General features: G+C 72.9%; 25 protein-coding genes and 1 tRNA gene. 14 read left to right on the top strand and 12 right to left on the bottom strand.

The genetic code is table 11. The features are described from left to right. Positions 1–6: 6 nt before the first annotated feature. Complete coding sequence (locus ACFXDE_RS09555) at positions 7–1,599, bottom strand: alpha/beta fold hydrolase (RefSeq protein ID WP_380492538.1); 1,593 nt, start codon at positions 1,597–1,599, stop codon at positions 7–9. 11 nt (positions 1,600–1,610) lie between these two features. After that, positions 1,611–2,966: an alpha/beta fold hydrolase gene (locus ACFXDE_RS09550; RefSeq protein WP_380492536.1), complete on the bottom strand. Its 1,356-nt coding sequence runs from the start codon at positions 2,964–2,966 to the stop codon at positions 1,611–1,613. A 479-nt stretch (positions 2,967–3,445) separates the two neighbouring features. Between ACFXDE_RS09550 and ACFXDE_RS09545 the strand changes: the two genes are divergently transcribed. Together ACFXDE_RS09545 and ACFXDE_RS09540 are read left to right on the top strand one after the other, a co-directional pair. Further along, positions 3,446–3,646: a hypothetical protein gene (locus ACFXDE_RS09545; protein ID WP_380492534.1), complete on the top strand. Its 201-nt coding sequence runs from the start codon at positions 3,446–3,448 to the stop codon at positions 3,644–3,646. Between the two features lie 5 nt (positions 3,647–3,651). Beyond that, positions 3,652–4,557, top strand: coding sequence for an alpha/beta fold hydrolase (locus tag ACFXDE_RS09540; protein ID WP_380492532.1), 906 nt, complete (start codon positions 3,652–3,654; stop codon positions 4,555–4,557). A gap of 69 nt (positions 4,558–4,626) precedes the next feature. On the opposite strand, the gene ACFXDE_RS09535 is transcribed toward ACFXDE_RS09540, so the two are convergent. Next, positions 4,627–5,481 (bottom strand): helix-turn-helix transcriptional regulator, encoded by an 855-nt coding sequence (locus ACFXDE_RS09535; RefSeq protein WP_380492530.1) that lies wholly within the window; start codon positions 5,479–5,481, stop codon positions 4,627–4,629. Between the two features lie 230 nt (positions 5,482–5,711). Between ACFXDE_RS09535 and ACFXDE_RS09530 the strand changes: the two genes are divergently transcribed. Next, positions 5,712–6,569 (top strand): SDR family NAD(P)-dependent oxidoreductase, encoded by an 858-nt coding sequence (locus tag ACFXDE_RS09530; protein WP_380492528.1) that lies wholly within the window; start codon positions 5,712–5,714, stop codon positions 6,567–6,569. A 101-nt stretch (positions 6,570–6,670) separates the two neighbouring features. Here ACFXDE_RS09530 and ACFXDE_RS09525 read toward each other — a convergent pair whose 3' ends face one another. The 3 genes from ACFXDE_RS09525 to ACFXDE_RS09515 all read right to left on the bottom strand — a co-directional run bounded on the left by ACFXDE_RS09525 (position 6,671) and on the right by ACFXDE_RS09515 (position 9,717). Then, a complete protein-coding gene (locus ACFXDE_RS09525) occupies positions 6,671–7,306 on the bottom strand; it encodes an SDR family oxidoreductase (RefSeq protein WP_380492526.1) in 636 nt (211 codons plus the stop codon). Between the two features lie 317 nt (positions 7,307–7,623). Next, on the bottom strand, positions 7,624–8,628 hold the full coding sequence (locus ACFXDE_RS09520; protein WP_380492524.1) for an alpha/beta fold hydrolase: 1,005 nt from the start codon (positions 8,626–8,628) through the stop codon (positions 7,624–7,626). Between the two features lie 288 nt (positions 8,629–8,916). Beyond that, positions 8,917–9,717 (bottom strand): SDR family NAD(P)-dependent oxidoreductase, encoded by an 801-nt coding sequence (locus ACFXDE_RS09515; RefSeq protein ID WP_380492522.1) that lies wholly within the window; start codon positions 9,715–9,717, stop codon positions 8,917–8,919. Between the two features lie 89 nt (positions 9,718–9,806). On the opposite strand from ACFXDE_RS09515, the gene ACFXDE_RS09510 reads away from it, so the two are divergent. The 4 genes from ACFXDE_RS09510 to ACFXDE_RS09495 all read left to right on the top strand — a co-directional run bounded on the left by ACFXDE_RS09510 (position 9,807) and on the right by ACFXDE_RS09495 (position 14,042). Next, entirely contained in the window at positions 9,807–10,391 is a 585-nt protein-coding gene (locus tag ACFXDE_RS09510) for a TetR/AcrR family transcriptional regulator (RefSeq protein ID WP_380492520.1), read from the top strand. Positions 10,392–10,577: 186 nt separating this feature from the next. Further along, positions 10,578–10,994: a hypothetical protein gene (locus ACFXDE_RS09505; RefSeq protein ID WP_380492518.1), complete on the top strand. Its 417-nt coding sequence runs from the start codon at positions 10,578–10,580 to the stop codon at positions 10,992–10,994. After that, positions 10,912–11,376: a three-helix bundle dimerization domain-containing protein gene (locus tag ACFXDE_RS09500; RefSeq protein WP_380492516.1), complete on the top strand. Its 465-nt coding sequence runs from the start codon at positions 10,912–10,914 to the stop codon at positions 11,374–11,376. The genes ACFXDE_RS09505 and ACFXDE_RS09500 overlap by 83 nt, the downstream gene beginning before the upstream one ends. Continuing rightward, positions 11,286–14,042 carry a BTAD domain-containing putative transcriptional regulator gene (locus ACFXDE_RS09495; RefSeq protein WP_380492514.1) on the top strand — a complete coding sequence of 919 codons (2,757 nt, stop codon included), beginning with the start codon at positions 11,286–11,288 and terminating at the stop codon, positions 14,040–14,042. Before ACFXDE_RS09500 ends, ACFXDE_RS09495 begins: the two co-directional genes overlap by 91 nt. A gap of 78 nt (positions 14,043–14,120) precedes the next feature. On the opposite strand, the gene ACFXDE_RS09490 is transcribed toward ACFXDE_RS09495, so the two are convergent. Continuing rightward, positions 14,121–15,050, bottom strand: coding sequence for an NADP-dependent oxidoreductase (locus tag ACFXDE_RS09490; protein ID WP_380492512.1), 930 nt, complete (start codon positions 15,048–15,050; stop codon positions 14,121–14,123). Positions 15,051–15,124: 74 nt separating this feature from the next. Here ACFXDE_RS09490 and ACFXDE_RS09485 point away from each other — a divergent pair, with 74 nt between their 5' ends. Together ACFXDE_RS09485 and ACFXDE_RS09480 are read left to right on the top strand one after the other, a co-directional pair. Beyond that, positions 15,125–15,505, top strand: coding sequence for a winged helix-turn-helix transcriptional regulator (locus ACFXDE_RS09485; RefSeq protein ID WP_380492510.1), 381 nt, complete (start codon positions 15,125–15,127; stop codon positions 15,503–15,505). Between the two features lie 371 nt (positions 15,506–15,876). Continuing rightward, positions 15,877–16,983 carry a hypothetical protein gene (locus ACFXDE_RS09480; RefSeq protein WP_380492509.1) on the top strand — a complete coding sequence of 369 codons (1,107 nt, stop codon included), beginning with the start codon at positions 15,877–15,879 and terminating at the stop codon, positions 16,981–16,983. Positions 16,984–17,109: 126 nt separating this feature from the next. Here ACFXDE_RS09480 and ACFXDE_RS09475 read toward each other — a convergent pair whose 3' ends face one another. Next, a complete protein-coding gene (locus ACFXDE_RS09475) occupies positions 17,110–17,907 on the bottom strand; it encodes a hypothetical protein (RefSeq protein ID WP_380492507.1) in 798 nt (265 codons plus the stop codon). Between the two features lie 306 nt (positions 17,908–18,213). Here ACFXDE_RS09475 and ACFXDE_RS09470 point away from each other — a divergent pair, with 306 nt between their 5' ends. Continuing rightward, entirely contained in the window at positions 18,214–18,561 is a 348-nt protein-coding gene (locus ACFXDE_RS09470) for a hypothetical protein (RefSeq protein WP_380492505.1), read from the top strand. A 113-nt stretch (positions 18,562–18,674) separates the two neighbouring features. Here ACFXDE_RS09470 and ACFXDE_RS09465 read toward each other — a convergent pair whose 3' ends face one another. Further along, a complete protein-coding gene (locus tag ACFXDE_RS09465; RefSeq protein ID WP_380492503.1) occupies positions 18,675–19,619 on the bottom strand; it encodes a cupin domain-containing protein in 945 nt (314 codons plus the stop codon). 112 nt (positions 19,620–19,731) lie between these two features. Between ACFXDE_RS09465 and ACFXDE_RS09460 the strand changes: the two genes are divergently transcribed. Together ACFXDE_RS09460 and ACFXDE_RS09455 are read left to right on the top strand one after the other, a co-directional pair. Beyond that, positions 19,732–20,586 (top strand): NmrA family NAD(P)-binding protein, encoded by an 855-nt coding sequence (locus ACFXDE_RS09460; protein WP_380492501.1) that lies wholly within the window; start codon positions 19,732–19,734, stop codon positions 20,584–20,586. 2 nt (positions 20,587–20,588) lie between these two features. Continuing rightward, positions 20,589–21,029, top strand: a complete 441-nt coding sequence (locus ACFXDE_RS09455; protein WP_380492678.1) for a nuclear transport factor 2 family protein — start codon at positions 20,589–20,591, stop codon at positions 21,027–21,029. A gap of 81 nt (positions 21,030–21,110) precedes the next feature. Here ACFXDE_RS09455 and ACFXDE_RS09450 read toward each other — a convergent pair whose 3' ends face one another. Beyond that, entirely contained in the window at positions 21,111–22,913 is a 1,803-nt protein-coding gene (locus ACFXDE_RS09450; protein WP_380492499.1) for a hypothetical protein, read from the bottom strand. A gap of 235 nt (positions 22,914–23,148) precedes the next feature. Next, on the bottom strand, positions 23,149–23,442 hold the full coding sequence (locus ACFXDE_RS09445) for a DUF1330 domain-containing protein (RefSeq protein WP_380492497.1): 294 nt from the start codon (positions 23,440–23,442) through the stop codon (positions 23,149–23,151). 158 nt (positions 23,443–23,600) lie between these two features. On the opposite strand from ACFXDE_RS09445, the gene ACFXDE_RS09440 reads away from it, so the two are divergent. Beyond that, positions 23,601–24,503 (top strand): LysR family transcriptional regulator, encoded by a 903-nt coding sequence (locus ACFXDE_RS09440; RefSeq protein ID WP_380492495.1) that lies wholly within the window; start codon positions 23,601–23,603, stop codon positions 24,501–24,503. A 198-nt stretch (positions 24,504–24,701) separates the two neighbouring features. After that, on the top strand, positions 24,702–25,601 hold the full coding sequence (locus ACFXDE_RS09435; protein ID WP_380492493.1) for a phosphotransferase: 900 nt from the start codon (positions 24,702–24,704) through the stop codon (positions 25,599–25,601). Positions 25,602–25,781: 180 nt separating this feature from the next. On the opposite strand, the gene ACFXDE_RS09430 is transcribed toward ACFXDE_RS09435, so the two are convergent. Next, positions 25,782–25,858: transfer RNA gene (locus tag ACFXDE_RS09430), tRNA-Met, on the bottom strand. Positions 25,859–25,865: the final 7 nt, after the last annotated feature.

The raw sequence follows: 25,865 nt of genomic DNA, 5'->3' as shown, positions 1-25,865 counted from the left end.
TCGGCCTTATGGCGCGATCTCGAAGTCAGGCGGCCGCAGGCACACGAGGCATTCCGTCTTCGGCGCGGTAGGAGTGTCGAAGAACGAGCGGGTGATCTCCTGCGCGCACGCCGAGTCGGCGAAGACCACGTGGGCGACGTAGGGGACGGTGACCTCGGTGGACCGGCTCAGCGTGCGGGCGGCGTACGGCCCGTTGCTCGCTGCGGTCTGGGCGTCGAACCCGCCCGACAGGACGAGCGTCGGGATGTCGCTGTGCGTCACGTCCCGGACCGACTGCGGTGCGGCGGGGACGTCCCAGGCGCGGCAGTCGTCGTGGAGCCAGGCGAGCCCCGGGGCGTTGGCCAGCACCGAGTCGGGGAACGACGGGAACGCGCGTCGCCCGCCCTCGATGACGTCCGCCTCGCTCTCGAACGGTGTCCACTCGCTGCAGAAGACGCCGTAGGCGAGCCCGTGGGAGAGCCGGCCGAAGGCCGCCGGGCTGAGCTTCCCGCCGGCCCACTGCTCGGCCACGCGTTGCGGGTTGCCGTGGGCCAGCTCGTCGATGGAGCGCGGCACGCCTGCCGCCAGGTGGCTGGCGGCGGTCAGCCAGGTCACCAGGACGCCGCCGTCCAGCACGACCTCCACCGGACCGGGGTGGCCCGGGACGGTGACGGTGGTGGTGGCCGGCCGGGCTTCGAGCTCGACGACGAGGCGTTCGAAGGTGGCCTTCAGGTCCGGGTAGCGGTCGTTGCAGGCACGTTGCTTCGCGCAGGCGTCGAACAGGCCGTCGAATCCCTCCTGTGCGGCCTTCCACGTCACCGCCCCGCCGGCCAGGGACGGCGGCAGGATGCCGTCGATGCCGACCGACCGGATGCCCCGCGGGTGCAGGCGCATGTAGAGCAGGGCCAGGTCGGAGCCGTACGAGATGCCGAACACGTTCCACTGCTCGATGCACAGCGCTTCGCGCAGGTCGGCGTAGTCGGCGGCGCTCTCGGTGCTGTTGTACGCGCCGAGGTCGGCCCCGCGGCCCGCGAGCCCGTCGCGGCAGGCGCGGGTCGCGTCGACGTGCAGGCGCCCGGTGGACGGCGCGCCGTAGACGAGGCCGAGGGAGTCCGCGTTGAACTGGTCGATGTTCGCGCAGGTGAGCGCCGGGTCGGCCGAGTAGGTGCCCCGCTGGGACATGAAGATGACGTCGCGGTCGCGGTTCAGGCCGCCGTTGAGTGCCAGGGGGATCTCGGAGACCGCGTCGTCGCCGGGCCCGCCGGCGAGCCACACGATCGGGTCGGGTGCCGGTCTGCTCGTGGCCGCCGGGATGATCGCGACTCCGAGGGTGATCGTCCGCCCGTCGTGGCGGGAGCGGTGCTCGGGCACCGTGAGCGTTCCGCAGCGGGCCTTCTCCAGCTCGGGGATCGGGTCCGCCGTCCTGGGGCAGGGGCCCGGCTCGAAGTGGGCGCGCCCGGCCGTCCGGGCGACCGTGCCGAGCGGCGGTACGGCAGCGGGCTCGGCGCGGGTGGGTGCGGCCCGGGCGGGCAGCGCGGCGAGGCCGACGGCGAGGACACCGGCCGTGGCTACGGCCAGCGTGGCCCGCAGCCGTCGCGCGGTGCGACGGCGGTGGGGCACGGGAGTTGACATCATGCGGCTTCCGTTTCGGGGGTGATGGTGAACGGCGCGGGCGCGAGGTCTGCCACGCAGGCGGTGTCCGGCGCCGTCGGATGCGCCAGGAAGGAGGTCAGGACGCTCTGCGCGCAGCACGACTGGGGAACCACCCAGTGGCCGATGCCCGGGATCCGCACGACGGTCGAGCGGGACAGCGTGCGGGCCGCGTACCGGCCCCAGCTCGCCCCGGTCTTGGAGTCGAAGGTGCCGGAGATGACGAGCGCGGGAACGTCGCTGACGGTGGCCACCCGCTGGACGGCGGTGCGGTCCGGGACGTTCCAGACCCGGCACACGTCGTACTGGAAGGGCAACTGCGGCGCCTGGGCCAGGACGGCGTCCGGCCACCCGGGGAAGTTGCGGCGCCCGGCCGCCAACACGTCGGCCCGCGAGTAGCCCGGCACCCACTCGCCGCAGGCCACCGACTCCTTCAGCCCGTAGGCGAATTCGCCGATGACGGGCGTCGCGCCCGCGGCGCGGGCCCGCGCGAAGCGCTCGGGATTGCCGTGGGCGAGTTCGTCGAGAGCGGCGGGCAGGTCGGCGAACGGGACGGCCTTGGCGACCAGCAGGTCCACCAGGCTGCCTCCGTCGAGGACGACCGTCACCGGGTTTCCGCCCCCAGGGGGCTGCGCCGTGAGTGTCAGGGGGTGTTCCTCCAGCCGCCGGACCTGCTCGGTGACGGTCCCGGGGAGGTCGGGATAGCGGTTCTTGCAGGCGGGCTGGGCCTCACAGGCCGCGAAGACCTCGTCGAGCCCTTCCCGGAAGCTGTCCCAGGTCCACGGCAGGTTCACGACCGGCGGGGGTGCGACCGAGTCGATCGCCACCGAGCGGATCCCCTCGGGGTACAGGCGCAGGTAGGTGAGGGCGAGGTTGGTGCCGTAGGAGTACCCGTAGACGTTCCACCGGTCGATGCCCAGCGCGGCACGCAGGTCGGCGAAGTCCGCTGCGTTCTCGGTGGTGTTGTAGGCGGCGAGTTCGGCTCCGCCGGCGGTCAGGCGGTCCCGGCACTCCTTCGTCGCCCGGACCAGGAGCTCCCCGGTGGAGGGCGCGTTGAAGGGCAACCCGACGGCGCCCGCGTAGAACCGGTCGATCTCCGGGCAGGCGAGGTTCGGCTCCGAATGGAGGGTGCCGCGCTGGGCCATGACGATCAGCTCGCGGTCCCGGTTCACGCCGGCGCCGATCAGGAACGGGATGTTCCCGAACGCGTCGCCGCCGGGGCCGCCCTCCATGAACACCACCGGGTCGCCGGCCGGCGTCGCGGACGCCGCCGGGATGATCGCGACGGCCAGCCGGACGGTCCGTCCGTGCCGGTGGCCGGCCCTGTTCTCGGGCACCTCCAGTACCCCGCACCGCCCGGGGACCGGCTCGGGCGTCTCCGGGCAGGGCCCGGGCACGAACCGCGCCGAAGCTCCTGACAGGGGCTCACGGACCGGTGGTGACACGGCGCTGCTGGGTGTCGGGCCGAGCGCCCCCACGAGGGCCAGCCCGGCCGCGACGAGCGCCACCCCGGTGGGAGACCCCGGGGAACGCCCCTGCGCGTACCTGCGCCGCACCCGCCTCCGCACGGACCTGCCGATCCCGCGAACGGTCGGCAGGCAGCCCTGACCGACGCCCTGTTCCACCATGTGCTGCCTTTCGCCGTCGTCCCCGGCCGCCCGTCGGGACCGACGCCGGGTGACTCCGCCCGCCGCCGGGAGGTCGGTGCGGGCGCTGTGTAAGCCAGCCTGCGTTCGTGGGGAGACGTCCACCATTCACGGGCTCCACTCGGAGCAGCGCGGCACCACCCCGCGGTCCGTCCTGCCGGGGCGACGCGGTGGACGCCGCCATCGGCTTCAAGCCCTTTCCGGAGGCGATCGCCGAGGTCGTCGGCCGGCTCGTCTCGGGCGATGGCAAGAGGACAGGAACCAGTCCGTTCATCCGGAACTCCGCGAGCTATTCACTATTTTACCAGAAAGCAACGGAAAGTCATATCCGCTCGGGATATGGAAAGTTGGCACCTCGTTCGCTACGTTGACACCCATGAATACGAGCACTGAATTAATTGTCGGCTCCGGTGAATTGCGACTGTGGACCGAACGGGCCGGCAACTCGAACGACCCAGCAGTCCTGCTGGTGATGGGGACCGCCGCATCAGGCATCGGATGGCCGGACGAGCTGGTTGATGTGCTGGTCGCCGGCGGGCGCCAGGTCATCCGCTACGACCACCGGGACACCGGCCGTTCCACCTGCGTGGACTTCGCCACCCACCCCTACACGCTGGCGGACATGGCCGCCGATGCAACGGCCGTGCTCGACGGCCACGGGGTGGCCGCCGCGCACATCGTCGGGGCGTCCCTGGGCGGCGCGATCGGCCAATGGCTGGCCGTGCACCGCCCTGAACGCGTACTGACCCTGACCGCGATGATGACCGGCCCGATGGGCCACAGCGCGGGCCCGGCCTGGGCGCGCGCCATGGCCGGCCAGGCACCCGATCCCAGCGACCTACCGCCGCCCACAGCACGCTTCCTGGCGCACCTCGCCCAACGCGCCACTCTTCCGCAGGGGACTCGCGAGGAGTACGTCACAGCGAACCTGGAGACGTGGCGAGTACTCAACGGCGGCGTCCTTCCCTTCGACGAGCCTGCCGCTCGCCGCTTCGTGGAAGCCTCCTTCGACCGGACCGGCAACCACAGTGGGGCCCTCAACCACGATCTGGCCGGGCGTCGCATGACCGAGGACCGCCTTGCTCCGCTGTCCTCGATCAAGGCCCCGGCCCTGGTCGTGCACGGCACGGAAGATCCCCTGCGCCCGCTGCCGCACGGCCGTGCCCTCGCCGAGGAAATCCCTCACTCCCGATTCCAACCGATTCCCGGCATGGGGCACACACTGTTCTCTCCCGGACTTCCCCAGCAAATCGGCGAAATCATTCGCGAGCACACCGCGTAGAAAGCGGAACGTCGAGCGGGTGAGCGGCCGGGCAAGCTGCCGAGGGCCCGCGCGTGAAGGTGGCCTTGTTCAGCCGGCCGGGAAGCTGTCGGTACCGAGGACGTTCAGCAGCGCCAGTTTCTCGTGGCTGTCGGTGCCGGGCGTCGCGGTGAAGACGAGCAGGGACTGGGACTGGTCCGGGTCCTGAAGGGTCTGGCAGTACAGGTCGAGGCGCCCGACACTCGGGTGGACGAAGCGTTTGGCGTCGCTCCACCTCAGGCCGACCTCCTGGCGGTCCCACAGCGCCGCGAACTCCCCGCTCTCGCGCACCAGGCTCGCCACGAGGCGGGCGGCGGGCGACCGGGGTCCCTCCCGGGTGGCCGCGGCCCGCAGGAGTGCGACGTTCACTCGGCTGTTGAGCTCGTGGTCGTCGGGGAGGTAGCGCTCGCGGGCGGTCGGATCGGTGAACCAGCGGTAGGGGGCGCTGCGGGCGGCTCCGGCGTAGTGGGTCTGCTCCCCGAGCAGGGCCACGGCGGGGGGCGTCTGCAGCAGGGTCTCGCCGAGCGGGCCCATGACCTGGGCCGGGGTGTCCTGCAGCCGGTCCAGGACGCGCATCAGTCCTGGGCCCACGTGCTCGCCGCGCAGCTGCCGCTGCGGGGCGCCGTGTCCGCACAGCAGGAACAGGTGATCGCGTTCCTCGGGGGTGAGACGCAGGCCGCGGGCGATGGCCGCCGCCATCTGCTGGGACGGCTGCGGCCCGCTGCCGCGTTCCAGGCGGGCGTAGTAGTCGCAGGACATGTCGCACAGTTCGGCCACTTCTTCCCGGCGCAGCCCGCGGGTGCGCCGGCGCGGTCCGCGGCGCAGTCCCACGTCCTCGGGTTGCAAGGCCTCCCGCCGGACCCGCAGGAAGGCACCCAACGAGGTGCGGTCCACCGTCTGCTCCACCAGGCACTCCCAGGGTCGAGCGCTCCCCCGGCGTCGGTCGAGAGCTGCCGTACGCCCATCCTGGCAGCCGCGCGCCCGCTCAGCCACTGACTGCCGATCAGTGGCTGGGCTCGTCCTTCATCCGTGCTGCCGGCTGCCGTCCACTGGAGGAGGTGAACGATCCGACGGCGTTCCGCCACGAGCGGACCCACGGTGACCGGCACCGCGACGACCGAGACGGGAGAGGGCTCATGAGCAAGTGGACGGCTGCCGACCTGCCGGACCTGACCGGAAGGACCGTGCTCGTCACCGGCGCGGGCAGCGGCATCGGGTTGATCGCGGCCCGCGAGTTCGGGCGCGTCGGCGCGCACGTCGTGCTGGGGGTGCGCAGCCCGGACAAGGGCCGCCGGGCGGTTGCCGGGATGCCCGGCGAGTTCGAGGTCCGGCACCTGGACGTCGCCGACCTGGGATCGGTGCGGTCCTTCGCCCAGGCGTGGAGCGGCGATCTGGACATCCTCGTCAACAACGCGGGTGTCATGGACGTCCCGGCGGCGCGGACCGCCGACGGTCTCGACGTGCAGACCGCGACGAACTACACCGGCCCGTTCGTCCTGACCAATCTGCTCCTGCCGCACCTGACCGACCGCGTCGTCAGCGTGACCAGCCAACTGCACCGGCAGTCCAAGCTGAACGTGGACGACTTCGACTGGCGCTCGCGCCGGTACCATCCGATGAACGCCTACCGGGACTCCAAGCTCGCCCTCGTGCTGTTCTCGCTGGAACTGCAGCGGCGACTGACCGCGTCCGGCAGCCGGGTGAAGTCGGTGCTCGCCCACCCCGGCATCGCCACGACGACCCTGGCCGCCCACTCCTCGGCCAACGTCGTCAACCGCCTCGGGTTCCTGCTCAACGATCCCGAACACGGTGCCCTCCCCACGCTGTACGCCGCGACCCAGGACGTGCCCGGCAACGCCTACGTCGGCCCGGACGGCCTCGGCAGCATCAAGGGCCACCCCACCGTGCGCAAGCCCGGCAGGGCCGGCCTGGACGGAACCACGGCCAGGGCCCTGTGGCAGGCGACCGCCGCACTGACGGGAATCGAGCGGTGAACTGCCTGGACCCAAGCCGACGCGGTCCGTCTCCAATGCCCGGGCGTCCGTGCCGGGCCGGAGCGTCCGCGGCTCTGCCGGGTCGCGCGGGCCGGCCGGATTCAGAGCGTCTGGACGAGGCCGCCGTCGATGACGAAGTCGCTCCCGGTGACGTTGCCCGCCCGGTCGCCGGCCAGCAGCAGGACGAGGTCTGCGACCTCCTGCGGGAGGCTGAAGCGGCCGGTCGCGGATTGCGCGGCGGCACTCCGGGCGATGTCCTCCGGGCTTCCACCGGACGCTTTCGCGACCGTCGCCGCGACGCCGTCGTCGCCGAGCCACAGCGACGTGGACACCGGCCCGGGGCTGACCGTGTTGACGCGCACCCCGCGCGGACCGACCTCCTTGGAGAGGGCCTTGCAGAAGTTGGTGACCGTCAGCGCCTGGATCCAGTCGTCGTCGGTGACGGACGCGAACCCGGCCAGGCGGGGGTGTACGGCGCCGACGTTGTTGACGAGGATGTCCAGTCCACCGAACCGGGAGACCGCTTCTTCGACCACGGACGCGGGGCCGTCCGCGGTGGTGAGATCGGCGGAGACCGGATGCACCCGCGGGGCGAGGTCCGTCAACGGACCGGTGATGCCGCGCGCCACCGCGACCACGTTCACGCCCTCGGCGGCGAGTGCCTGCGTCACGGCGAGGCCGATTCCCTTGCTGGCGCCGGTGACGACGGCGACCTTGCCCGAGAGACGCAGGTCCATCACGGACTCCTCAGGTGGTGGAACGGCAGTGCGGCCTGTGGTGCGACCGCGCCGTTCACGGCGGCGAGGCGCCGGTGGGCCGACGCTTCGTCGTCAGGCCGAACGGCTGGGGCATCGGCAGGACCGGAAACCGGTCCCGGACCGCAGCGGGGTCAGGACCGCTCAACCGCGTCCTCGAACTCTCCGGACATTGCGGCTCCTCGCTGTGTGCCCGGACCGCGCTTCTCGGCCAGGATTCCAGAGAGTCCCGGCTGCCGCCTCCCGGCCGCGGTCTTCGAGATTGAAGGTCGACCAGGGCCGGGCCCTCTCGGCACTCGCTAGTGGATCATCCCCTGGGCGACGCTGTCAGGCAGGGCGGCGAGCCAGGCGGTCAGGATTCGGTTGATCTCGGCGGGTCGTTCCTGCTGGATCCAATGGCCGCAGCCGGCGAGCACGTGTGAGGCGACCAGGCCGGGCAGGGTGGCGGGGAACGCCTCGATCGCATCGGCCAGCCACGTGGTGGAGGCGTCCAGGCCGCCGCCGACGAACAGGGACGGCTGGGTGATCGGGGCGCCGTCGAAGGCGGCCAGGTCCTCCCAGTCCTGGTCCATGTTCCGGTAGCGGTTCAGTGCGCCGGTCAGGCCGGTCCGCTCGAACTCCCCTGCGTAGACGTCGAGATCGGCCTCGTCGAGCCACGCAGGCAGCGGGCCCGTCGGGAATCGGTCGCGCAGCGTCCCGTCCTTCGCGACGAAGTGCGGGTCCAGCGCGTGGGGTGCGGGCATGGTGTCGGCGGACAGTGCCGCGTAGAACCCGGCGAGCCAGCCGCGCACGTCGGGCTCGATCTCGTCCTCGGCCCGCCCCGGCTCCTGGAAGTAGGAGACGTAGAACTCCTCGTCCCCGCCCAGCCGCCCGAAGACCTCACTCGGCCGAGGGCCGCCGCGTGGGACGTAGGGCACGCTAAGCAAGCCCACCGCCCGGAAGAGGTCCGGCCGCGCCAGGGCCGAGTTCGCCGCGATGGTGGCGCCCCAGTCGTGCCCGACGATCACCGCGGACCGCTCGCCCAGGGCCTCCACCACCGCCGCGTTGTCCTCGACCAGGTCGAGCATCCGGTACGCGGTCGAAGCCTCGGGCCTGGACGAGCGACCGTACCCTCGGACGTCGATCGCGACCGCCCGGTATCCGGCGGCGGCCAAGGCCGGCAGCTGGTGACGCCAGGAGTACCAGGATTCCGGGAAGCCGTGCACGAGGAGCACCAGCGGCCCGTCACCCTGTTCCACCAGGTGGATCCGGCCCGCCGGAGCGGAGACCAGACGGTGTGTGAGTTCCGGTGCCTGTCGCGACATGAATCCTCCGAGGTCGTCGATCCGCGGGCACCGAACCGGCGCCGCAGCTCGAACCGATCCTGTCGTGCGTGCCGCGGCCGCAGCCAGCATTGTTGCCGGTTCAGCAAATCCCGCCGGCGCCCGCGGACCAGGCCGGAGCCCCTGGCCGGTCCGACGGTCGCGCGGCATCAGCCGGATGTCCTCCGGGGTCCCACCCATGGGGACGGGCCCGACGATGGGCCCGCCACCCGGTCCGCTGTCAGGTCGCTCCTCGACGACGGACTCCGCGCGCCTCGTCGCGCCTCCGCGCTACGCCCCTGCGGCCGTCATGCGGCCGACGGCCCTGATGACCTGCCGCCGGGGAGCCAGCCGGGCGAGGGAGGCCATGACGCGGTTCATGCGCCCGGCGATGACGCTCGGCGGCGGGTTCCGCCGGTCCAGGGCGGCCAGGGCGGCGCGGACCACGTCGACGGGTGCGGCGAGCCTCGTGCCGCCGGCGGCCCGGTCGGTGCCGACGACCTCGAAGAACTCGGTGCGGGTCGCGCCCGGGGACAGCGCCAGCACCCGCAGCCCGGTGCCGCGCGACTCCTCCCAGAGCGCCTCCGTGAGGCTCAGCACGAACGCCTTGGTCGCGCCGTAGAGCGCCATCCGCGGGTTGGGCTGGTAGGCGGCCATGCTCGCCACGTTGACCAGGACCCCTCGGCCCGCCGTCCGCAACCGTTCGATGAAGGCGCGGCTGATGTCGGCCACCGCCGTCACGTCGACGGCGATTTCCTGCCGCATTCGGGCCGGGTCGGCCTCGTGGAAGAGGCCGAAGGTGCCGAATCCGGCGTTGTTGATCACGCTGGTGACGTGCAGGCCGAGTTGGTCCACCTGCCCTACCAGCCTCTGCCCGGGGTCTGCCTCGGCCAGGTCCACCGCCAGGACGTGGACCCGGACGCGGTGGCGGTCGCGCAGTTCGCCGGCCAGGGCCTCCAGGCGGTCCCTGCGGCGGGCGACCAGCACCAGGTCGGAGCCGCGGGCGGCGAGCTGGCGGGCGAATTCGGCACCGAGACCGGCGCTGGCGCCGGTGATCAGCGTGGTCTGGCCGTGGTAGTCGACGGCTGTCATGACAACTCCCTTGCGTGCAGTAACTGCCTAGCTGGCAGTTAATGCCAGAAGGGCAGCTACTGTCCAGAGGCGGGGTAGTCTGGGTTCCCATGACGACCTTGTGGGACCGATCGCGGCAGGCCGCCGTCCAGGAGATCCTCGACACGGCGGTCCGGCTGTTCGCCGAACAGGGCTACGAGCAGACGACGATCGCGCAGATCGCCCGCGAGGCGGGCGTCTCGCAGCGCTCCCTGTTCCGCTACTTCGGCACCAAGGAGGACCTGGTCTGCGGCGACCAGGACGCGCTCGGCGAGCTCCTGAAGCGGACCGTCGAGCAACAGCCCGCCACCGTGTCCGCCTGGGACGCCCTGCGAGCCGGGTTCGAGACCGTCCTCACCGCCAACCACACCCCCGAGCGAGTACTCGAACTGTCCCGTCTGATCTTCAACACCCCGTCCCTGCGCGCCCGTTACATCGAGAAGCGGCTGAACTGGCAGACCCAGCTCGTCCCGGTCGTCCAGGCGCGCCTGGGCACCGCCCCCGGCCAGGGGCCCGACCCGCGCGCCAAGGCGATCGTCGCGACGGTCTTCGCCTGCGTCGACACGGCGAGCGAGCTCTGGGCCGAACACGAAGGCCGGCTCGACCTGACCGACCTCTACGACCAGTGCCTCACCGCGGTCAGGGGCGACGGCTGAGGCACCCGCCCGGCAAGCGGCACAGCCGCTAGTGTCATGTACGGGCCACTCAAGTCCTTCTTCTCGGTCAAAAATCGGGCGAGACGCGCACGCGGCCCGGTACCGGCGGGCGATCCGCTCCGGGCAACCGGAGAATGCCGGATACCGGGGGCCGGGTGTCGGACGGATCCGAAGGGGCGTGAGCCGGTGCAGACGGTGGCGGTTGAGGACTGGGCGGCCGACTGGGCACGGCGGGCCAGGGAGCTGGCGAGCGGGCGAATCGTGGCCGGGCTCCTGATCGACCTCATCGCCGATCCGCGGCAGCACCTCGCCCGGACGGCGACGTTCCCGGTGACGGCCGCGGCCGTGGCCCTGCGCGTCGAACCCGACCTCCTGCGCACGGCCCTCCAGGACCTGGCCGACGCGGGCCTGCTCGAACTGGACTGCCACGGGACGGCAGGGGCCGCGGGCGAGTTCGCCGTCGTGACCCTCACCTCCCCGACACCGCTGCGCGCACCGAAGCGCTCACGCCACGACGCCGGTGACACGGCCCCCGAACCCCACGGCCGCCCCTGGCCCTCCGACGACGCACTCGGCCCGCCCGAGCGGACGGGGCGGCCGTGACCTGGTCCTCGCCCGAGGACAAGGAGGCGGTGCGACGGGTGGCAGCCAGGCTCAAGATCTCTCACCCCTGGGCCGCCCCGGCCACCGTGGACGCCCTCTCGCAAGTGCCTACGCCGAACTGCGCGACGCCACGGCCCGGGCGTTCGTCCCGGTCCTGACGGAGCGCCGCGCCACTCGTGGCGTCCGCATTCCCTGGGAACGGCTGCCGCGGCTCCCTGCTTCGTTCCGTTCCGGAGCGATGAGTAAGGTGCAGGCCGGGGGCCGAGGACGGACTGAGAGCACAGGTGTGGCGTGCGCATTCTCCTGCTGGGGCCCGCGGAACTGCGGACCGCCGAGGGCGAGCCCGTCCATGTCGGCGGGGGCCGGCGGCGGGCCGTGCTGACGGCGCTCGCCCTGGAGGCGAACCGGGTCGTTCCGGTCGAGCGGCTGCTCGACCTCGCGTGGGACCACGACCCGCCGTCCACCGCGCGAGCCGCCCTCCAGGGGCACGTCGCCCGGCTGCGCACGCTCCTCCCCGACGGCCTCCGGCTCGACACCCGCGCTCCCGGCTACGTCCTGCACGCCGACCCTGACCTGATCGACGCCCACCGGCTCGCCCGGCTCCTCGACGAGGCCCGCGCGCACGCCCCTGACGCCGCCGGGGACGCGACGGCCGTGCCACTGCTGCGCGAGGCGCTCGCACTCTGGCGCGGGCCCGCCCTGGCCGACTGCGGCTCGGAGGCGGTCCGTGGGCTCGCCGCCGGACGGTTGGAGACGCTGCGGGTCGAGGCGTTGGAGGAGCTCGCCGAGCGGTCGCTGCGGGCCGGCCGGGGACGGTCGGTGACGGCCGAGCTGACCGCCGCCCTGACCGGGCACCCGCTGCGCGAGTCGCTCATCCGCCTCGCCGTGCTCTGCCTCCACCAGGAGGGACGGTCCGCCGAGGCCGTCGCCGTGTACGGGGAGGCCCGGCGCCGACTCGCCGAGGAGGCTGGCATCGACCCCGGCCCGGCGCTGCGCGAGGCACTGGCGCAGGTGCGGTCCCTCCCTTCCGAGGTGTGCGCCCCCACCGTTGTCCGCTTGCCACGCGAGCCCGGCCGGTTCGTCGGCCGCGAGGCCGAACTCGCCCGGCTCAGCGAGCACTTCGGGGGCGACGGCGGACCCCGCTCGCCGGTGCTCGTCACCGGCCCAGCCGGGGTCGGCAAGACGGCACTCGTCCTGCGCTGGGCCCACCGGCACACCGCCGCCTTCCCCGACGGGCGCGTCGCCGTCAACCTGCGCGGCTTCGACGAGACCGAGCCGCTGCGCCCGGAGGAGGCGCTCGCGGAGCTGCTACGCGCTCTCGGCGCCGACGAGGGCGCGATCCCCGCCACCGAGGAGGAGGCCGGCGCCGCGTACCGACGTCTGCTGGCCGGCCGCCGGGTGCTGATCCTCCTGGAGAACGCCCGGGACGCAGAACAGGTGCGCCCGCTGCTCCCGGGCGAGCCCGGCTGCGCCGTCGTGGTGACGAGCCGGCACCGGCTCACCGAACTCGTCGTGGGCGAGGGCGCCAGCGCCCTTCCGCTCGCGTCGCTGGACGCCGACGACGGGTTCGGCGTCCTCGCCGGGGTCGCGGGCCTGCCCCGGCTGGAGGCGGAGCGGGAGGCGGCGCAGCGGGTGGTCGAGCTGTGCGAGGGCCTGCCGCTGGCGCTGCGGATCGCGGGTTCGCGGTTGGCGACCCGGCCGCACTGGCGGGTCGCGACGCTGGCCGGGGAGCTCGCGGACGAGCGTTCCCGGCTGGCCGCGCTCGCCACCCAGGGCGCGTTGAGCGTCGCGGCGGCGCTGGAGCTGACGGTCCGGACGCTGCCCGCGCCGGCGGCGGAGCTGTTCCGGCTGCTCGGTGTGCACCCGGGGCAGCAGGTCGACACCACGGCGGCGGCCGCGCTGGCCGGCACCGGCCCGCGGGCGGCGGCCGGGGCGCTGGAGCTGCTGCACCTGGCGCACCTGGTGGTGGAGGTGGTGCCGGGCCGGTTCGAGCGTCACGACCTCGTACGGCTGTACGCACGGCAGGCGGCCGAGGAGTTGCCGCCCGCGACCCGCGACGCTGCGCTGGCGCGGCTGTTCGACCACTACCTCGCCGCGACGGCGGCCGGCCTGGTCCTGGCCCGGCCGGACGCCCGGCACCACCGACCGGACGAGCAACCATCGGGCGGCACGCCGGAGTTCGCCGCTTCCGCGGACGCGCTGGCGTGGTTCCGGGCCGAGGAGCCGGCCGTCCGGGGCCTGATCGCGCTCGCGTGCCAGTGGGGCCGGCACGAACACGCCTGCCGGATGGTCGAGAACGCCGGCTACCTCTACCTCGACGCGGGCCTGTTCCGCGCCTGGGAGGAGGCCGCCCGGCACGCGCTCACCGCCGCCGAGGCCGCCGGCACCGCCGGGGCCTGGCCGCACCTGTACTCCAACCACAGCATGTCGCTGGGCTGGCTCGGCCGGCGCCGGGAGGCCCTGGAGCAGTCCGCGCGGGCGGTGGCCGTCGCGGACCCGGAGAGCCGCCCGGTGCTCCGGCACCGCTACCTCAGCATGCGGACCAGCTTCATGAGCGACCACGGCGGGCCCGGGGACGTCCTGGACGGATTCGCGGAGACGGTCGCCGAGGCCCGGGCCGCGGGTGACGACCGGTCGCTGTCCCAGGCCCTCAACAACCTCGCCGACGCCCTCCGGCTGGCCGGGCGGGCGGCCGACGCCCTCGCCCCGATCGAGGAGTCGCTGGCCCTGCTCGCGGGCCGGGAGGCGGACCCGTACCTGGTGATCTCGACCAAGACCCACGCCCAGGTGCTGCGCGAACTCGGCCGCCCCGACGAGGCGGTGGCACAGATCCACCGGGCGCTGGAACTCGGCCGGGCCCAGGGCAACCACGCCCACGCGGAGTTCGACTTCGCCGATGTCATGGGCCAGGTGCTGTACGACCACGGGCGCACGGCCGAGGCCCGCCGGCACTGGGAGCGGGCGCTCGAACTCGCCACCGAGCAGGGGCGGATGACCAAGCAGGTGGAGCGGGTGCGGGCGCAGCTGGCGCAGTGCGGGCCGTCGTAGGCTCTGCCCCTCGGGCTCCCGGGGAGTCGCCAGCCACTCATCAGGGGAGCCTCGCTCACGCGAGGCCCCACGACGGGATCAGACGGTGAGCACGAGCTTGCCCTGGAGGTGACCTGCGTCCAGCAGCCGGTGCGCGTCGACGACGCGCTCGAACGGGAACGTCTCCTGCACGTGCACCCGGAGCCCGCCCTGTTCGACGAGTTCGACGAGACCTCGCAGGGCGACCGGATCGGGGTCGACCGCGATGCCGCTGAAGCGCAGGCCGGCCGCCTCGTACCTGGCGGCGAGCTCCGCATCGGCCTCGGCGACCGCCGTCACCAGGTGACCGCCCGGGCGGAGCACTTCGAGCGACCGCTCGACGGTGTCGCCGCCGATCGTGTCGAACACGACGTCGATGTCGCGGACCGCCCGAGTGAAGTCGACCGCCGTGTAGTCGATCACCTCGTCGGCGCCCAACCCCTCGACGAACGTCCGCTTGCTCCCGCCGGCGGTCGCGATCACGTGCGCGCCGAGCGCTTTCGCGATCTGGACGGCGACGTGGCCGACCCCGCCACCGCCGCCGTGGACCAGGACGCGGTCCCCCTCCGTCACGCCGCCCAGGTCCACGAGGCCCTGCCACGCCGTCAGCCCGACGACCGGCAGCGCCGCCGCCTCGACGTGCGAGAGCGACGCCGGCTTGCGTGCCAGGTGCAACGCCGGCGCCGACACCACCTCGGCGTACGCGCTCGCCGCCCGTGGGAACAACGGCATCCCGAACACCTCGTCGCCGGGCCTGAACCGCCACGTCTGCGGCGCCTCCTCGACCACGCCGCTGATGTCCCAGCCGAGGACGAACGGCGGCCGGCCGAGCAGCGGGAACTCGTCGGCGCGCAGGCGCGCCTCCAACGGGTTCAGCCCGATCGCCTTGACGCGGACGAGAACCTCGGTCGGGAGGGGGCGGGGCTCGGGCACGTCCACGATGGTGAGCACCTCGGGACCGCCGAGCGTCTGCTGGGTGATTGCTCGCATGACTCTCCTGGCTTCGTAGGGGGAGGGAATCCAGGCTAGGTTTCCGATAGGAACCGGCAGGTACCTTTGGCGCCATGAGCGGTTTCGGTCCCGGCGATCCCTTTCTCTCCGACTGTCCGGCGCGTCTGGTGGTCGAGCTCATCGCCGACAAGTGGACCGTGGTCGTGCTCTACGGCCTCAGCAAGGGCCCGGTCCGCCACGGCGAGCTCATCAAGCTGATCGGCGGCATCTCCCGCAAGGTGCTCACCCAGACGCTCCGCCGGCTCGAAGCGCACGGACTCGTCCGCCGCCACGCCTACGCCGAGGTGCCACCCCGCGTCGAATACGAGCTCACCCCGCTCGGGGCGACGCTGATCGACCCGATCCACGTCCTGACCGAGTGGGCGAGGGCGAACGGCGACGCAGTGCTCGACGCGCTCGACGCCGACCCCGAGCCGGTCACCCCTGGCGAGTGAGGCCCTGCCAGGGCACCGAACATCCTCCCGGCCGCTTCCAGGTATCGCCCGGGGCCGACGGCCGTGAACCGATCGGGCCCGGCGGGCCGTGCAACCTGGCGGACACCGTCACCCGGGGAGAGAAACGTGACCACTACGGCGACACCGAGGCAACCAGCCCTGGTCTGCTGCGCGGCAGCTCTCGGGCTCGTCGTGACGGGACTCCTCGCGGTGTGCGTCCCGCCGCCCCCGCCCGTGCCCGCGCCGCCGACGCCGGTCGGGGTGGCAGGACCCGCCGCGGCCGACGACCCGGCCCGGGTTCCGTCGGGGCCGGCCCGCACCGGGGTCCGGCAGGTCCTGGAGACCGCTGCGGACGTCGACGGGGGCCTCCGGTGAGCGGGAACGGGACCGCCCGCCCGAAGCCCCCCGGCGTGCAACTCCCCTGGATCGCCGAGGAACCGGTCCCGCCCCGGCCCACGGCCGCCGAGCGGCTTCGCACCGCCGTCGACCTCGTCGCCGCACGCCTGCCGCTGAACCTGCGCCGCCTCGGCGACCGTTCGCGCTGGGACGCGCGCCGGGTGGCGATGGCGGCATCGATGGCCACCGGCGTCGTCCTCCTGATCGCCGCCCCCTTCCTCAAGCCCGGCGCCACCGCCGGGGACCCGGCCGCGGCCGCCGCACCGACCGGCAGTTCGCCCTTCGGCACACACGGCCGGGCGCACCCGCCGACGTCCTCCCCCACCGATCCGGCCGCCTCGACGGACCCGGCGGCGTCGCCCAGCCCGTCCGCCACACCGGTGGAGAGCCCGTCGGCCACGCCGTCCACCACCGACACGCACCCGCCGTCGCCGACGGCCGTGCCCGCCCGGTCCAGCGCCGCGACCACGCCGTCGGCCGCCGCAGCCGCGCCCGCCCCGGCGGCGCCCACCTCGGCGGCACCGCCCGCACCACCCGCGTCGCCCGTGCCACCCGCTCCGCAGCCCGCCGGCTTCCGGGCCGTCGCCGGGCCCGGCTGCTCCGGCCCGGGCGCGCGCTACCAGGAGGTCGGCGCGTTCCACCAGGGCACGGACGGCTGGGTGACCGTCAACAGTGGCGGCTACACCGGCGACTCCTGCAACGGGCAGTACGACGCGGTGCCGATGTCCGGCGACCGCGCGAAGGACGACAACAGCACGTACGCGCTGTGGACCTTCGACGTCGGCGCGAGCGCGGCCGGCTGCGCCGTCTCCGTGTACGTGCCGGACTCGACGTCGGTCCAGCAGGTCGGCGGCGCCCCCGCGTACTACACGGTGGCCGGCGCGTCCGGCGCCGACCTCGGCTCGTTCACCGTCGACCAGGTCGGCCGGCACGGCAGTTGGGTGGACGCGGGCACCTTCCGCCCCCAGGGCGGCCCGCTGGTCGTCCGCCTCCACAACCGCGGCCAGGACTGGACGGGCTCCGGCCAGCCCACCCACGCCCACCTCGCAGCGGCCGCGCTCCGGGTGAGCTGCCAGGGGTGATGGTTTCGCAGTAGGGCACAGTCCTGCCGGCCGAGACCGCCCGCAAGCCGGGGCGGGACGCGGCGATGTCGACAGCACCCTTGCCGCAGCAGGCCCCGTGCATTCGCGGCGATCCGACACGATGACTCACACGTGGCAGTGCAGGCCGACCAGGAGGGTGTCGCCCGGGAGGTCTACGAGGTAGCGGTCGACGTGCTGCTGACCGTCCGGCAGCTCGGGCCGGTGCGGACAGTCATCCCGGTGACGGCAGGCACCGTGCGCGACCGGTCCGCCGTCCTCGTACCACCAGCCGCCCAGCGAGAGCACGTTGCGTCGGGGCAGGGCCCCGGCCGCCCGGCCTTCGACGAACCGCTCCCGGGGTTTCTGTCCGACCTGGACGACCGGGTCGGGGAGGAAGAGGAAGTTCGAGGAGTACCGCGCGGTGGAGAGCCCGGCCCGGTGTTCTTCGAAGGCTCGCAGCAGGGGCTGGGACCAGTAGTCCGCCGCGGCCTGCTCACGGGAGTAGGCGCAGCCCTCGGTCACATGGCGGCCGTAGTAGACGTCATAGGGCTGGGCGGCGGGCAACGCGGCCGCCGACCGGTGCCAGTGCAGCCAGACCGCGTCCGCCAGTTGCCGGGCCTCCTCGGTGGAGGCCCCGAAGTCCAGCAGCTCGCGCGGCCCTCCGGCGCACCAGCCCGCGTCGTTGACCGGCGACTCGACGTAGCCTCCCCAGCGGCTGGGACGAGGAGCGACCAGCCGAGGATCCGTCTCATGGCCCGGCAGCACGTTGAACGCGCGGCCGACGATCCGCCAGGAGTCCCAGATGCGGTTCTCCTCCCGGCCCGGGGCATCGAGGTAGAAGGGCTCCATCGCCTCGGCGACTGCCTCCTCGACCCGCTCGGCCGCCTCCGCTGGGAGACACAGGGTGATGCTCGTACCTGCCACCGCGGCATCAGACCACGTCGTGATCGGCGCCGGCAACCGGGATTCTCCGCCCGGCAGTTGGTGACGCGGCGGGGGCTCGGCTGTGGATGGCAGGTGAAAGCTGGAGGGTCTGGAGCTGCTGGACGCCGGTGATCTGCTGTCGGAGAAGCGAGAGCACCTCAGGCCCTGCCCTGGGCGTCGCGGACCGCGCATGCAAGGATGTCGCCGTGCTGATCCGAAGGAGCAATGCCGCGTAGGCGGCCGAAGGGGCTGCGCGCTTCGCAGTGGCAGCCCGGACGAGGTGCGCCGGTTCGCCGCATCCGCGGCGTGTCCGGGCTGACCCGTGCCGCCATCCGACGGTTGGAGCACGAGCGGTTGTGGACCGGCGCCGTGGCCGGTGCTCTCGCTGAATGCCGGCGGTATCTGAGCCAGTCCGGACGTGTCCTGCCAGAGCCCGAGACGGGCTGCGACGAGTGCAACCCGATACTCGCGCGCGACCTCCCGCAAGCGGTGCTGGTGTGGCTTCCCGTGGGCGCCGGAGTCGATCTCGGTCGACTGGTCGCACGTCTTGACGCCGAATTCGATCGCCGAACCGTGCTGCGCCCCGAGCGATTGATGTCCGACAGCCCCTGGGGCGTGGAGGGCTCGTGGCGGAGCCGACTCCTCGATGGTTGAGCCCGAGTCGCGAGGCCCAGCCGGTGGCCCGCATCCAGCTCGACCTTCGCAGGCTCCAACCTGGGTAATCGAGCCCCCGGAGCAGGGGGCGCCGAGCACGTCGAACGACCGGCTCAGTGGATGTTGGCGCCGCTCGGCTGGAGTTCCCTGTCGCGCGTCGTCTCCCGTTGTCGCCAGGCGCCGGGTGGTTCGCCGTGGTGGCGGCGGAAGGCGGCCGCGAAGGCGTAGGGCGAGCCGTAGCCGACGTTGCGGGCGATGCTCGCCAGGCCGAGTTCGCCCGTGCGCAGGTGGTCGCGCGCCAGGGCCATGCGCCAGTCGGTCAGGTACTGCATGGGGGTCTGGCCCAGCGCGTCGTGGAAGGTGCGGGCGAAGGCGGCCCGGGACAGGCCGCTGATCGCGGCGAGTTCGGGGACGGACCAGGGGTGGGCGGCGTCCTCGTGCATGGCCTGGAGGGCGGCGCTCAGGCGGGGGTCGGCGGAGGCCCGGTACCAGCGGGGCGCGGTCGGGCTACGGCGGAAGTCGCTGCGGATGGCGAGCACCAGGAGGACGTCGAGGAGCCGGTCGAGCACGGTGGCCTGCCCCGGTTCGGAGCCGGCCAGTTCGTGGGAGAGCAGGGCGATCACGTCCCGCAGCGGATCGCCGACGGCCGCTTGCAGCGTCAGGACCCGGGGAAGTGCCTCCAGCAGCCCGTTGCCGATGTCGCCGGAGAACCGGTAGGCGCCGCAGAGGAACACGGTCGACCCGGGCGTGTCCGCCTCCCCGTCGTGGGCGTGCCGGGCCCGGAACTCGTCCGGTTCGAGGCAGTCGGTGCCGGGCTCGTGGCCGATGTAGTGGTCCGTGCCGCCGCGTACGAGCGTCACCTCGCCGGGCACGAGTTCCACCGCGCGCCCAGGGTCGTGGGCGTCGAACCACAGCCATCCCCGACCGCGGACGACGGTGTGCACGGACAGCTGGATCGTGCCGGCCAGCCGCAGCCCCCACGGGGGCTCGGCGACCGTCCGGGCGAAGACCGCGCCGCCGGCGCGTGCCCGCGCCAGGTGATCACGCAGTAGGTCCACCCGATCAGTATCGGCAGAGCGATCGCCGAGGGCAACGATCGGAGCGTTTGACGTAAAAGAACGAGCGATTCACACATTGATCCGCTCACCGGCTCGCTCTCACGATGGATCCATGACTGGATCACCGCAGACCACGCTCGTTCTCGGCGGAACCGGCCGCACCGGCTCGCTCCTGGCGAAGCGGCTCGCCGATCGGGGGCGGGACGCCCGCACCGCCGCCCGCCACGGCGCCGACGTCCTGTTCGACTGGGACCGCCCGGCCACCCACGCCGACGCCCTGCGCGGCATCGACAGCCTCTACCTCGTCACGCCCGTTATGCGGGCGACGTACGCCGCCCAGGTCGCGGCCTTCCTCGACCTCGCCGAAGCCACCGGCGTGCACCACGTCACCTACCTGAGCACCTACGGCGCCGACGACGCCCCACCGCAGATCGACATCAAGGCCGTCGAAACCGACCTCGCCGCCCGCACGGGCATCACCCACGCCATCCTGCGCCCCGCCTGGGTGATGCAGAACTTCACCGACACCCATCTGCCCGTCGCCGACGGGGCGATCACGGTCCCCACCGGCAGCGGCACCGAGGCCTTCGTCGACGCGGCCGACATCGCCGCCGTCGCGGCCGAGACGCTGCTCGCCCCCGACGTCCATGCCGGCGCCCGGTACGCGCCCACCGGACCGCAGGCCCTCACGGTCGGCGAAGTCGCCGACATCATCACCGCCGTGACCGGACAGCCCGTCACACACCACGACCTCGACCCCGAGGCCTGGATCGGCGGCGCCGTCGCCGCCGGAGTCGTCCCCGCCGACTACGCCGTGATGCTCCGCTGGCTGACCGACAGCATCATCGCCGGCAACGGGTCCACGCCCAACGAGGACGTCGAGCAGGTCACCGGCCGGAAGCCGACCTCCTTCCGGGAGTTCGCGCGGCGCAACGCCCACGCCTGGGCCGCACGGACGGGTGCGTGACCATGTCCATCGACGACCTTGAGGACTTCGCGGCACTGGACCCGTTCTTCCGGATCATCCGCGAAGGCCTCGCGGGCCTGGTCGACGGCGATCACTTCTTCGACCTCCTGGCCGAGGACGTCGTCGTCGAGTACGTGGTCTCCGTCCCCGGCTACCCGCGGCGCGTCCAGGGCCGCCGGGCGGTCGCCGACCTGTACCGCGGCTACGGCGACGCGATGGTCCTGACCGGCGCGGACGAACTGGCCGTCCACCGGGACCCGGACGCCTCCGTGGTCGTCCTGGAGTACGCCGTGCACGGGCGCGCCATGCGCACCGGGCGCCTTTACGACAACCACTTCGTCTCGGTGATCACCGTCAAGGACCGCGAGGTGACGCACTGGCGCGACTACCTCGACCCCGTCGCCGTCTTCCGTGCCCTCGGATGGCCGGCCGATCCCCACTGACGGGGTGAGCCGCGGGGGCGTACGGATGCTGCCGGCCGTCCGGGTGTGACGGTGCGGCCGACCGCTCGGGGCCGCGGGCTTCTACCGGGCCTGCTCGGCCTCCCTGCGGCGGCGCGTACCGATCATGCCGAAGCCTCCGCCGAGCACCAGCAGGGCTCCCGCACCCTCGACGAGCATGCTCGTCGCGTCACCTCCGCCGGTGGACGCCAGGGGCTGGCCGTTGCGGGTGGTTCCCTCGGCTGTGGCCGCCGGGGCGGCGGCGACGGGCGTGGTGGTGGCGGCGGTCGTGGTGGTGGCGGTGGTGGTGGTACCGGTGGGCGTCGACTGACCCCGCGTCGGGTCCGCGGTCGGCAGGGTGGTGCCCGTTGCCGGGGCGGTTGACGGGGCGCTCGACGTGGCCGTCGTCGTCGGCTGGGCGGTCGGGCCGGCCGTCGGACCGGCCGTCGGGCCGGCCTCCGGGGTGCAGTCCGCGGTGGGTGCCGCCGTCGGCGAGGTGTGCTGCTTCGAGGGGGACGCGGCCGGGCTGGTAGGCCTGGGCGTCCCGTGCCTCGGCCGGTCCGCCGTCGGGCTCTGCGACCGGGCGTCCGCCGTCGGGCCGTCGGACGGATCGCCGGACGGGTCACCGTCGTCCGCCGCCTCGGCGGAGGCGGTCGCCGCGGCGCGCCGGGCCTCCTTCATTCCCGCCGTCTCCTCGCCGCCCTCCGTCGGCTTGGCCGTCTCCGCGCGGCGAGCCGTCAGGCGGGTCCCCGGCGTCGGGCTCACCCCGGGCACCGGCGACTCGCCGTCGTCCGCGGGCTTGGCGGTGGCGGTGAGCCCGGTCGAGGGCTTCGAGCCGGGGCAGTGCGAAACGCCGCCGGCCGGCCCGGACGGCACCGAATCGGCGTGGTACCCCGCCACGATCCTCGTGAACTCGTACGGCTCCTGCTGGATCCCGCCGCAAACCGAGGCGGCGTCCTTGGTGAACGCGCCGGCGCAGGGCCGGTCCCGGTTGACGGCCCAGTAGGTGAAGCGGGCGAGGTGGTGGGAGGCGGCGAAGTCCCGCATGGCGCGGAAGTCCGCCGGGCTGACGACCTCGTCCGGGCTGTCGGAGCGCCCGTTGATGGACGACAGGCCGGAGTGCCGCCACGCGGTGTCCTGGTCGTAGCCGTACGCGCGGACGAGGGTCTGCTGGAGGCCGGTGACGGCGGAGACGGTCACGTCGACCATCGTGCCCGGGTGGTTGTCGAAGTCGAACGGCATCACCACCCAACCGTCCACCTGCACACCGGCCTTGGCCGCCCGCGCGATCAGGTCGGCGCCGGAGGCGTCGGGGCCGTTCAACTCGGCACTGAAGGTGACGAAGACCCGCAGGCCGGGGTTCTTCGCCTTGACCGCGCCGAGCGCGTCCACCACCCGCTGGCGGGCGTCGGCGTGGCTCAGCTCGGTGTCCTCGATGTCGATGTCGATCGCCTTGAGCTGGTAGGCGTCGATCACCTTCTGGTAAGCGGCGGTGAGTTGGGCGGAGTCCGCACACTTCTCGCCGAGCTTGGCGCCGTCCCAGCCTCCGAAGGAGGCCACGACGTCGCCGCCCGCCGCGCGGATCGCCCTGATCTTCGCCTCGTCCTGGCCGCCGCTCAGCGGGCGCTGCCCGTCCCACTTCGGATCGCAGCCCTCGCCGGCGAGCAGGAAGGCGAGGGTGAACTGCTTGAGCCCGGTCGCCTTCATCACGTCGACCGGGTCCTGGGCGTCACCCCAACCCAGGTACTCGTAGGCGGCGTTGAGGCCGATCGGATCGACGGTGGCGGCCGGGGCGCCGTTCTGCGCGACGATCAGGACGCCACCGGCCGCGATCGCGGTGGCGGCTGCGGCGATCCGACGACGACGGCTGAGCCGGTGCTTGGGCATGACGGGGGCGCTCCTGAACTGGGACGGAACCGGGGGACGGCCGCGAGGAATCCGACGCGAGGCGCACACCGCGGACGGCAACCGGCACCCGCCCCGGGTTCCGCCACCGCCCACGGGGAGGTCCTCGCCGAGGGATACGGCGCACCACCCCCGGCCGGTTCACCACCGGCTCTCGCCGGGTAGCGCGGTGAGCCGCCGACGATGAATGCTCAGCGATGGCTGAGTGGCCGGCCGGTCAGTCGATGCCTTCGACTATGCGGAAGTCGCGCTCGAAGCCGTCGGGGAGGGCCACCAGCGCCTTCTGGTACGCCTCGCTCTCGTATGCCGCGACAGCCTCTTCAAAGCCGTCGAACTCGACCAGAACGACGCGTTGCGTGATTCCGGCCTCGTGGGCGACGACTCGACCGCCGCGGGACAGGACGCGCCCGCCGCCGGCCCGGACAGCGGGACCGGCCAGCCCGTTGTAGGCAGTCAGCATCTCAGGGTCGGAGATGGCGGGGTAGACGCTGACCCAGTAGCCCTTGGCCATGGAAACCTCCCGTGTTCGGACGGACACGTCCGACTTCGAATTGACACTCGGATCGATCGATCCCGGCATGCGCAGGTTAGGACGTGATGAGCGGCCGAGGGAAAGACCGGTACGGGATAGAGTCAGAACGGATCGTTATCAATCGGCAGGGAGGGCACGTGGCGCCGGATACCGTGAGCCTGCGCTACTTCCTGGTGCTGGCGCAGGAGTTGAACTTCACCCGCGCGGCCGCACGGATCGGTATCGCACAGCCCGCACTCAGCGCCCGGATGCGCCGGTTGGAGGCGGAACTCGGTACGGCCCTGCTGGTCCGCGACACGCGCAGCGTCGTATTGACCACGGCCGGTGCGGCTTTGGCGGAGTCCGCGCCGCCCGCGCTGGCGGCGCTGGACCGGGCGTGGGACACCGCCCGGAGCGCGGCGGCCGGTGAACTGGGCACGCTGCGCATCGGATACAGCCTCAGCGCCGGCGCCGAGACGGCACCGGCCCTGGTGGACAGGCTGATGCGCGGCAACAGCGGACTCGAGGTCGGCGCGGTCCCGATGGCGACGCCGGAGATCTCCCCCGCGGTCGCCGACGGCCGCATCGAAGCCGGGATCACCCGCGGTGAACAACCGGGTCGTGGCGTGCGCCGGTTCCTGCTGCGGCGTGCGCGCATCGGGGTCCAGCTGGCGCAGCACCATCCGCTGGCCGAGCACCCGGAGATCGAGATCGCCGACGCGGCCGCGTATCCGCTGCGACTCCCGGACCCTGCGGCCAACCCCGTGGTCCACGATCAGCTGTCCGCCGTGTTCCGGGACACCCGACCACACCCCCGATTCCACACGCCCGCAGTCTCTTTCGACATGTCTCAGCACGACCTGCGCGACGGGGTCACCCTCGCCCCGGCCGGAGAAGCCGCGGCCACGGCACAACCGGCCGGTCTCACCTGGCGACCGCTGCGGGGCGCGCCCAGCCTGACGTTCCACCTGGTCCTCCCCCGCGAACAGTCGCCACTGCACCGCCGCATCCGTACCGTCGCCAAAACCTTGGCGCACGAGCTGGGCTGGCTTCCGGACTGACGCGCAAGAAGTCAAGCGGGTCCAGCGAAGGTGAGCCCGGAAGCTGCGGGATGATCTTGGTGGGTCGGCAGTTGCAGTCCGGCGGGAGCGTCCTCGGCCGGGTCGATTCGATCGGTCCAGCGAGAACGTGGGAGATCGGACCCTGGATCTTCCCGAGGGTAAGGCCGGCTCCGCCTCCCTCAAGTACCGTAACTTCGCATGATCGAATCCGAGATTGAGATCAGCGAGGATCTGGTCCGCGACCTGTTGCGGGAACAGCATGCGGACCTGGCCGACCTACCCATCCGCGAGGTGGCGGGCGGCTGGGGCAACCAGATGTGGCGCCTCGGGGACACGTTGGCCGTCCGGATGCAGCGCATGGACAAGCTCCCCGATCTGCAGCTCAAGGAACGCCGCTGGCTGCCGGTGCTGGCCCCGCGCCTGCCGCTTCCGATCCCGATCCCGGTGCGAGACGGGGTACCGTCCGAGCGCTTCCCCAAGGTCTGGACCGTCATGACCTGGGTGGAAGGCACGCCGCTGGACCACGGCTCGATCACCTGCGGCGACCACGCCGCCGACACGCTGGCGGCCTTCCTCAAGGCGCTGCATGCGGAGGCGCCCGCCGACGCGCCGGCCGCCTCGGACTTCGGCGCTCACCCCAGGGAGTGCACGGACGGCTTCGAGGGCTTCCTGCGGGCCGTGGAGCTCGGCGGCTTCGCCGAGGACGACATCCGGGCCGTGTGGGACGACGCGGTGGCGGCTCCCGAGTGGGACGGCCCGCGCGTGTGGGTGCACGGCGACCTGCATCCCGCGAACGTCGTCGTTGCGGACGGGACGTTGGCGGGCGTCGTCGACTTCGGCGCGGTCTTCGCCGGCGACCCGGCGTGGGACCTTGCGGCCGCCTGGCTGCTGCTCCCCGCGGGCGGTGCCTCACGGTTCTTCGACGGCTACGCGCAGGCAGACGACGCGGCGGTACGACGGGCGCGCGGGCTGGCCGCGATGAAGAGCCTGTTCCTGATGCTGATGGGCCAGAACGGGGACCGAGGCCTGCCGGGCGGCAAGCCGCAGTGGGGGCCGGCAGGCCGGTCGGCACTTGATCGTGTCCTGAAGGGCCTTTGACGTCGGCATGGATCAACCGGCTCTGCCCGAGCCGGCACTCGTCTCCAGTCGCGTTGAGCTTGTCCGGGGAAGCCGGGCGCCGCAGTTCGCGCTGTCAGGGCCGAGGGGGCGGACTACCGACGGGGCTGTGAAATCGACTCAGGCCCGGTGCGCAGTGGCGCACCGGGCCTGGGCCTTGAGTGGTAGCGGGGACAGGATTTGAACCTGCGACCTCTGGGTTATGAGCCCAGCGAGCTACCGAGCTGCTCCACCCCGCGTCGGTGA

The organism is Kitasatospora sp. NPDC059408 (assembly GCF_042751525.1).
Lineage (GTDB): Bacteria > Actinomycetota > Actinomycetes > Streptomycetales > Streptomycetaceae > Kitasatospora.
Note: the sequence above shows the minus strand (reverse complement) of the source record. Positions and strands in the feature narration are given on the sequence as shown.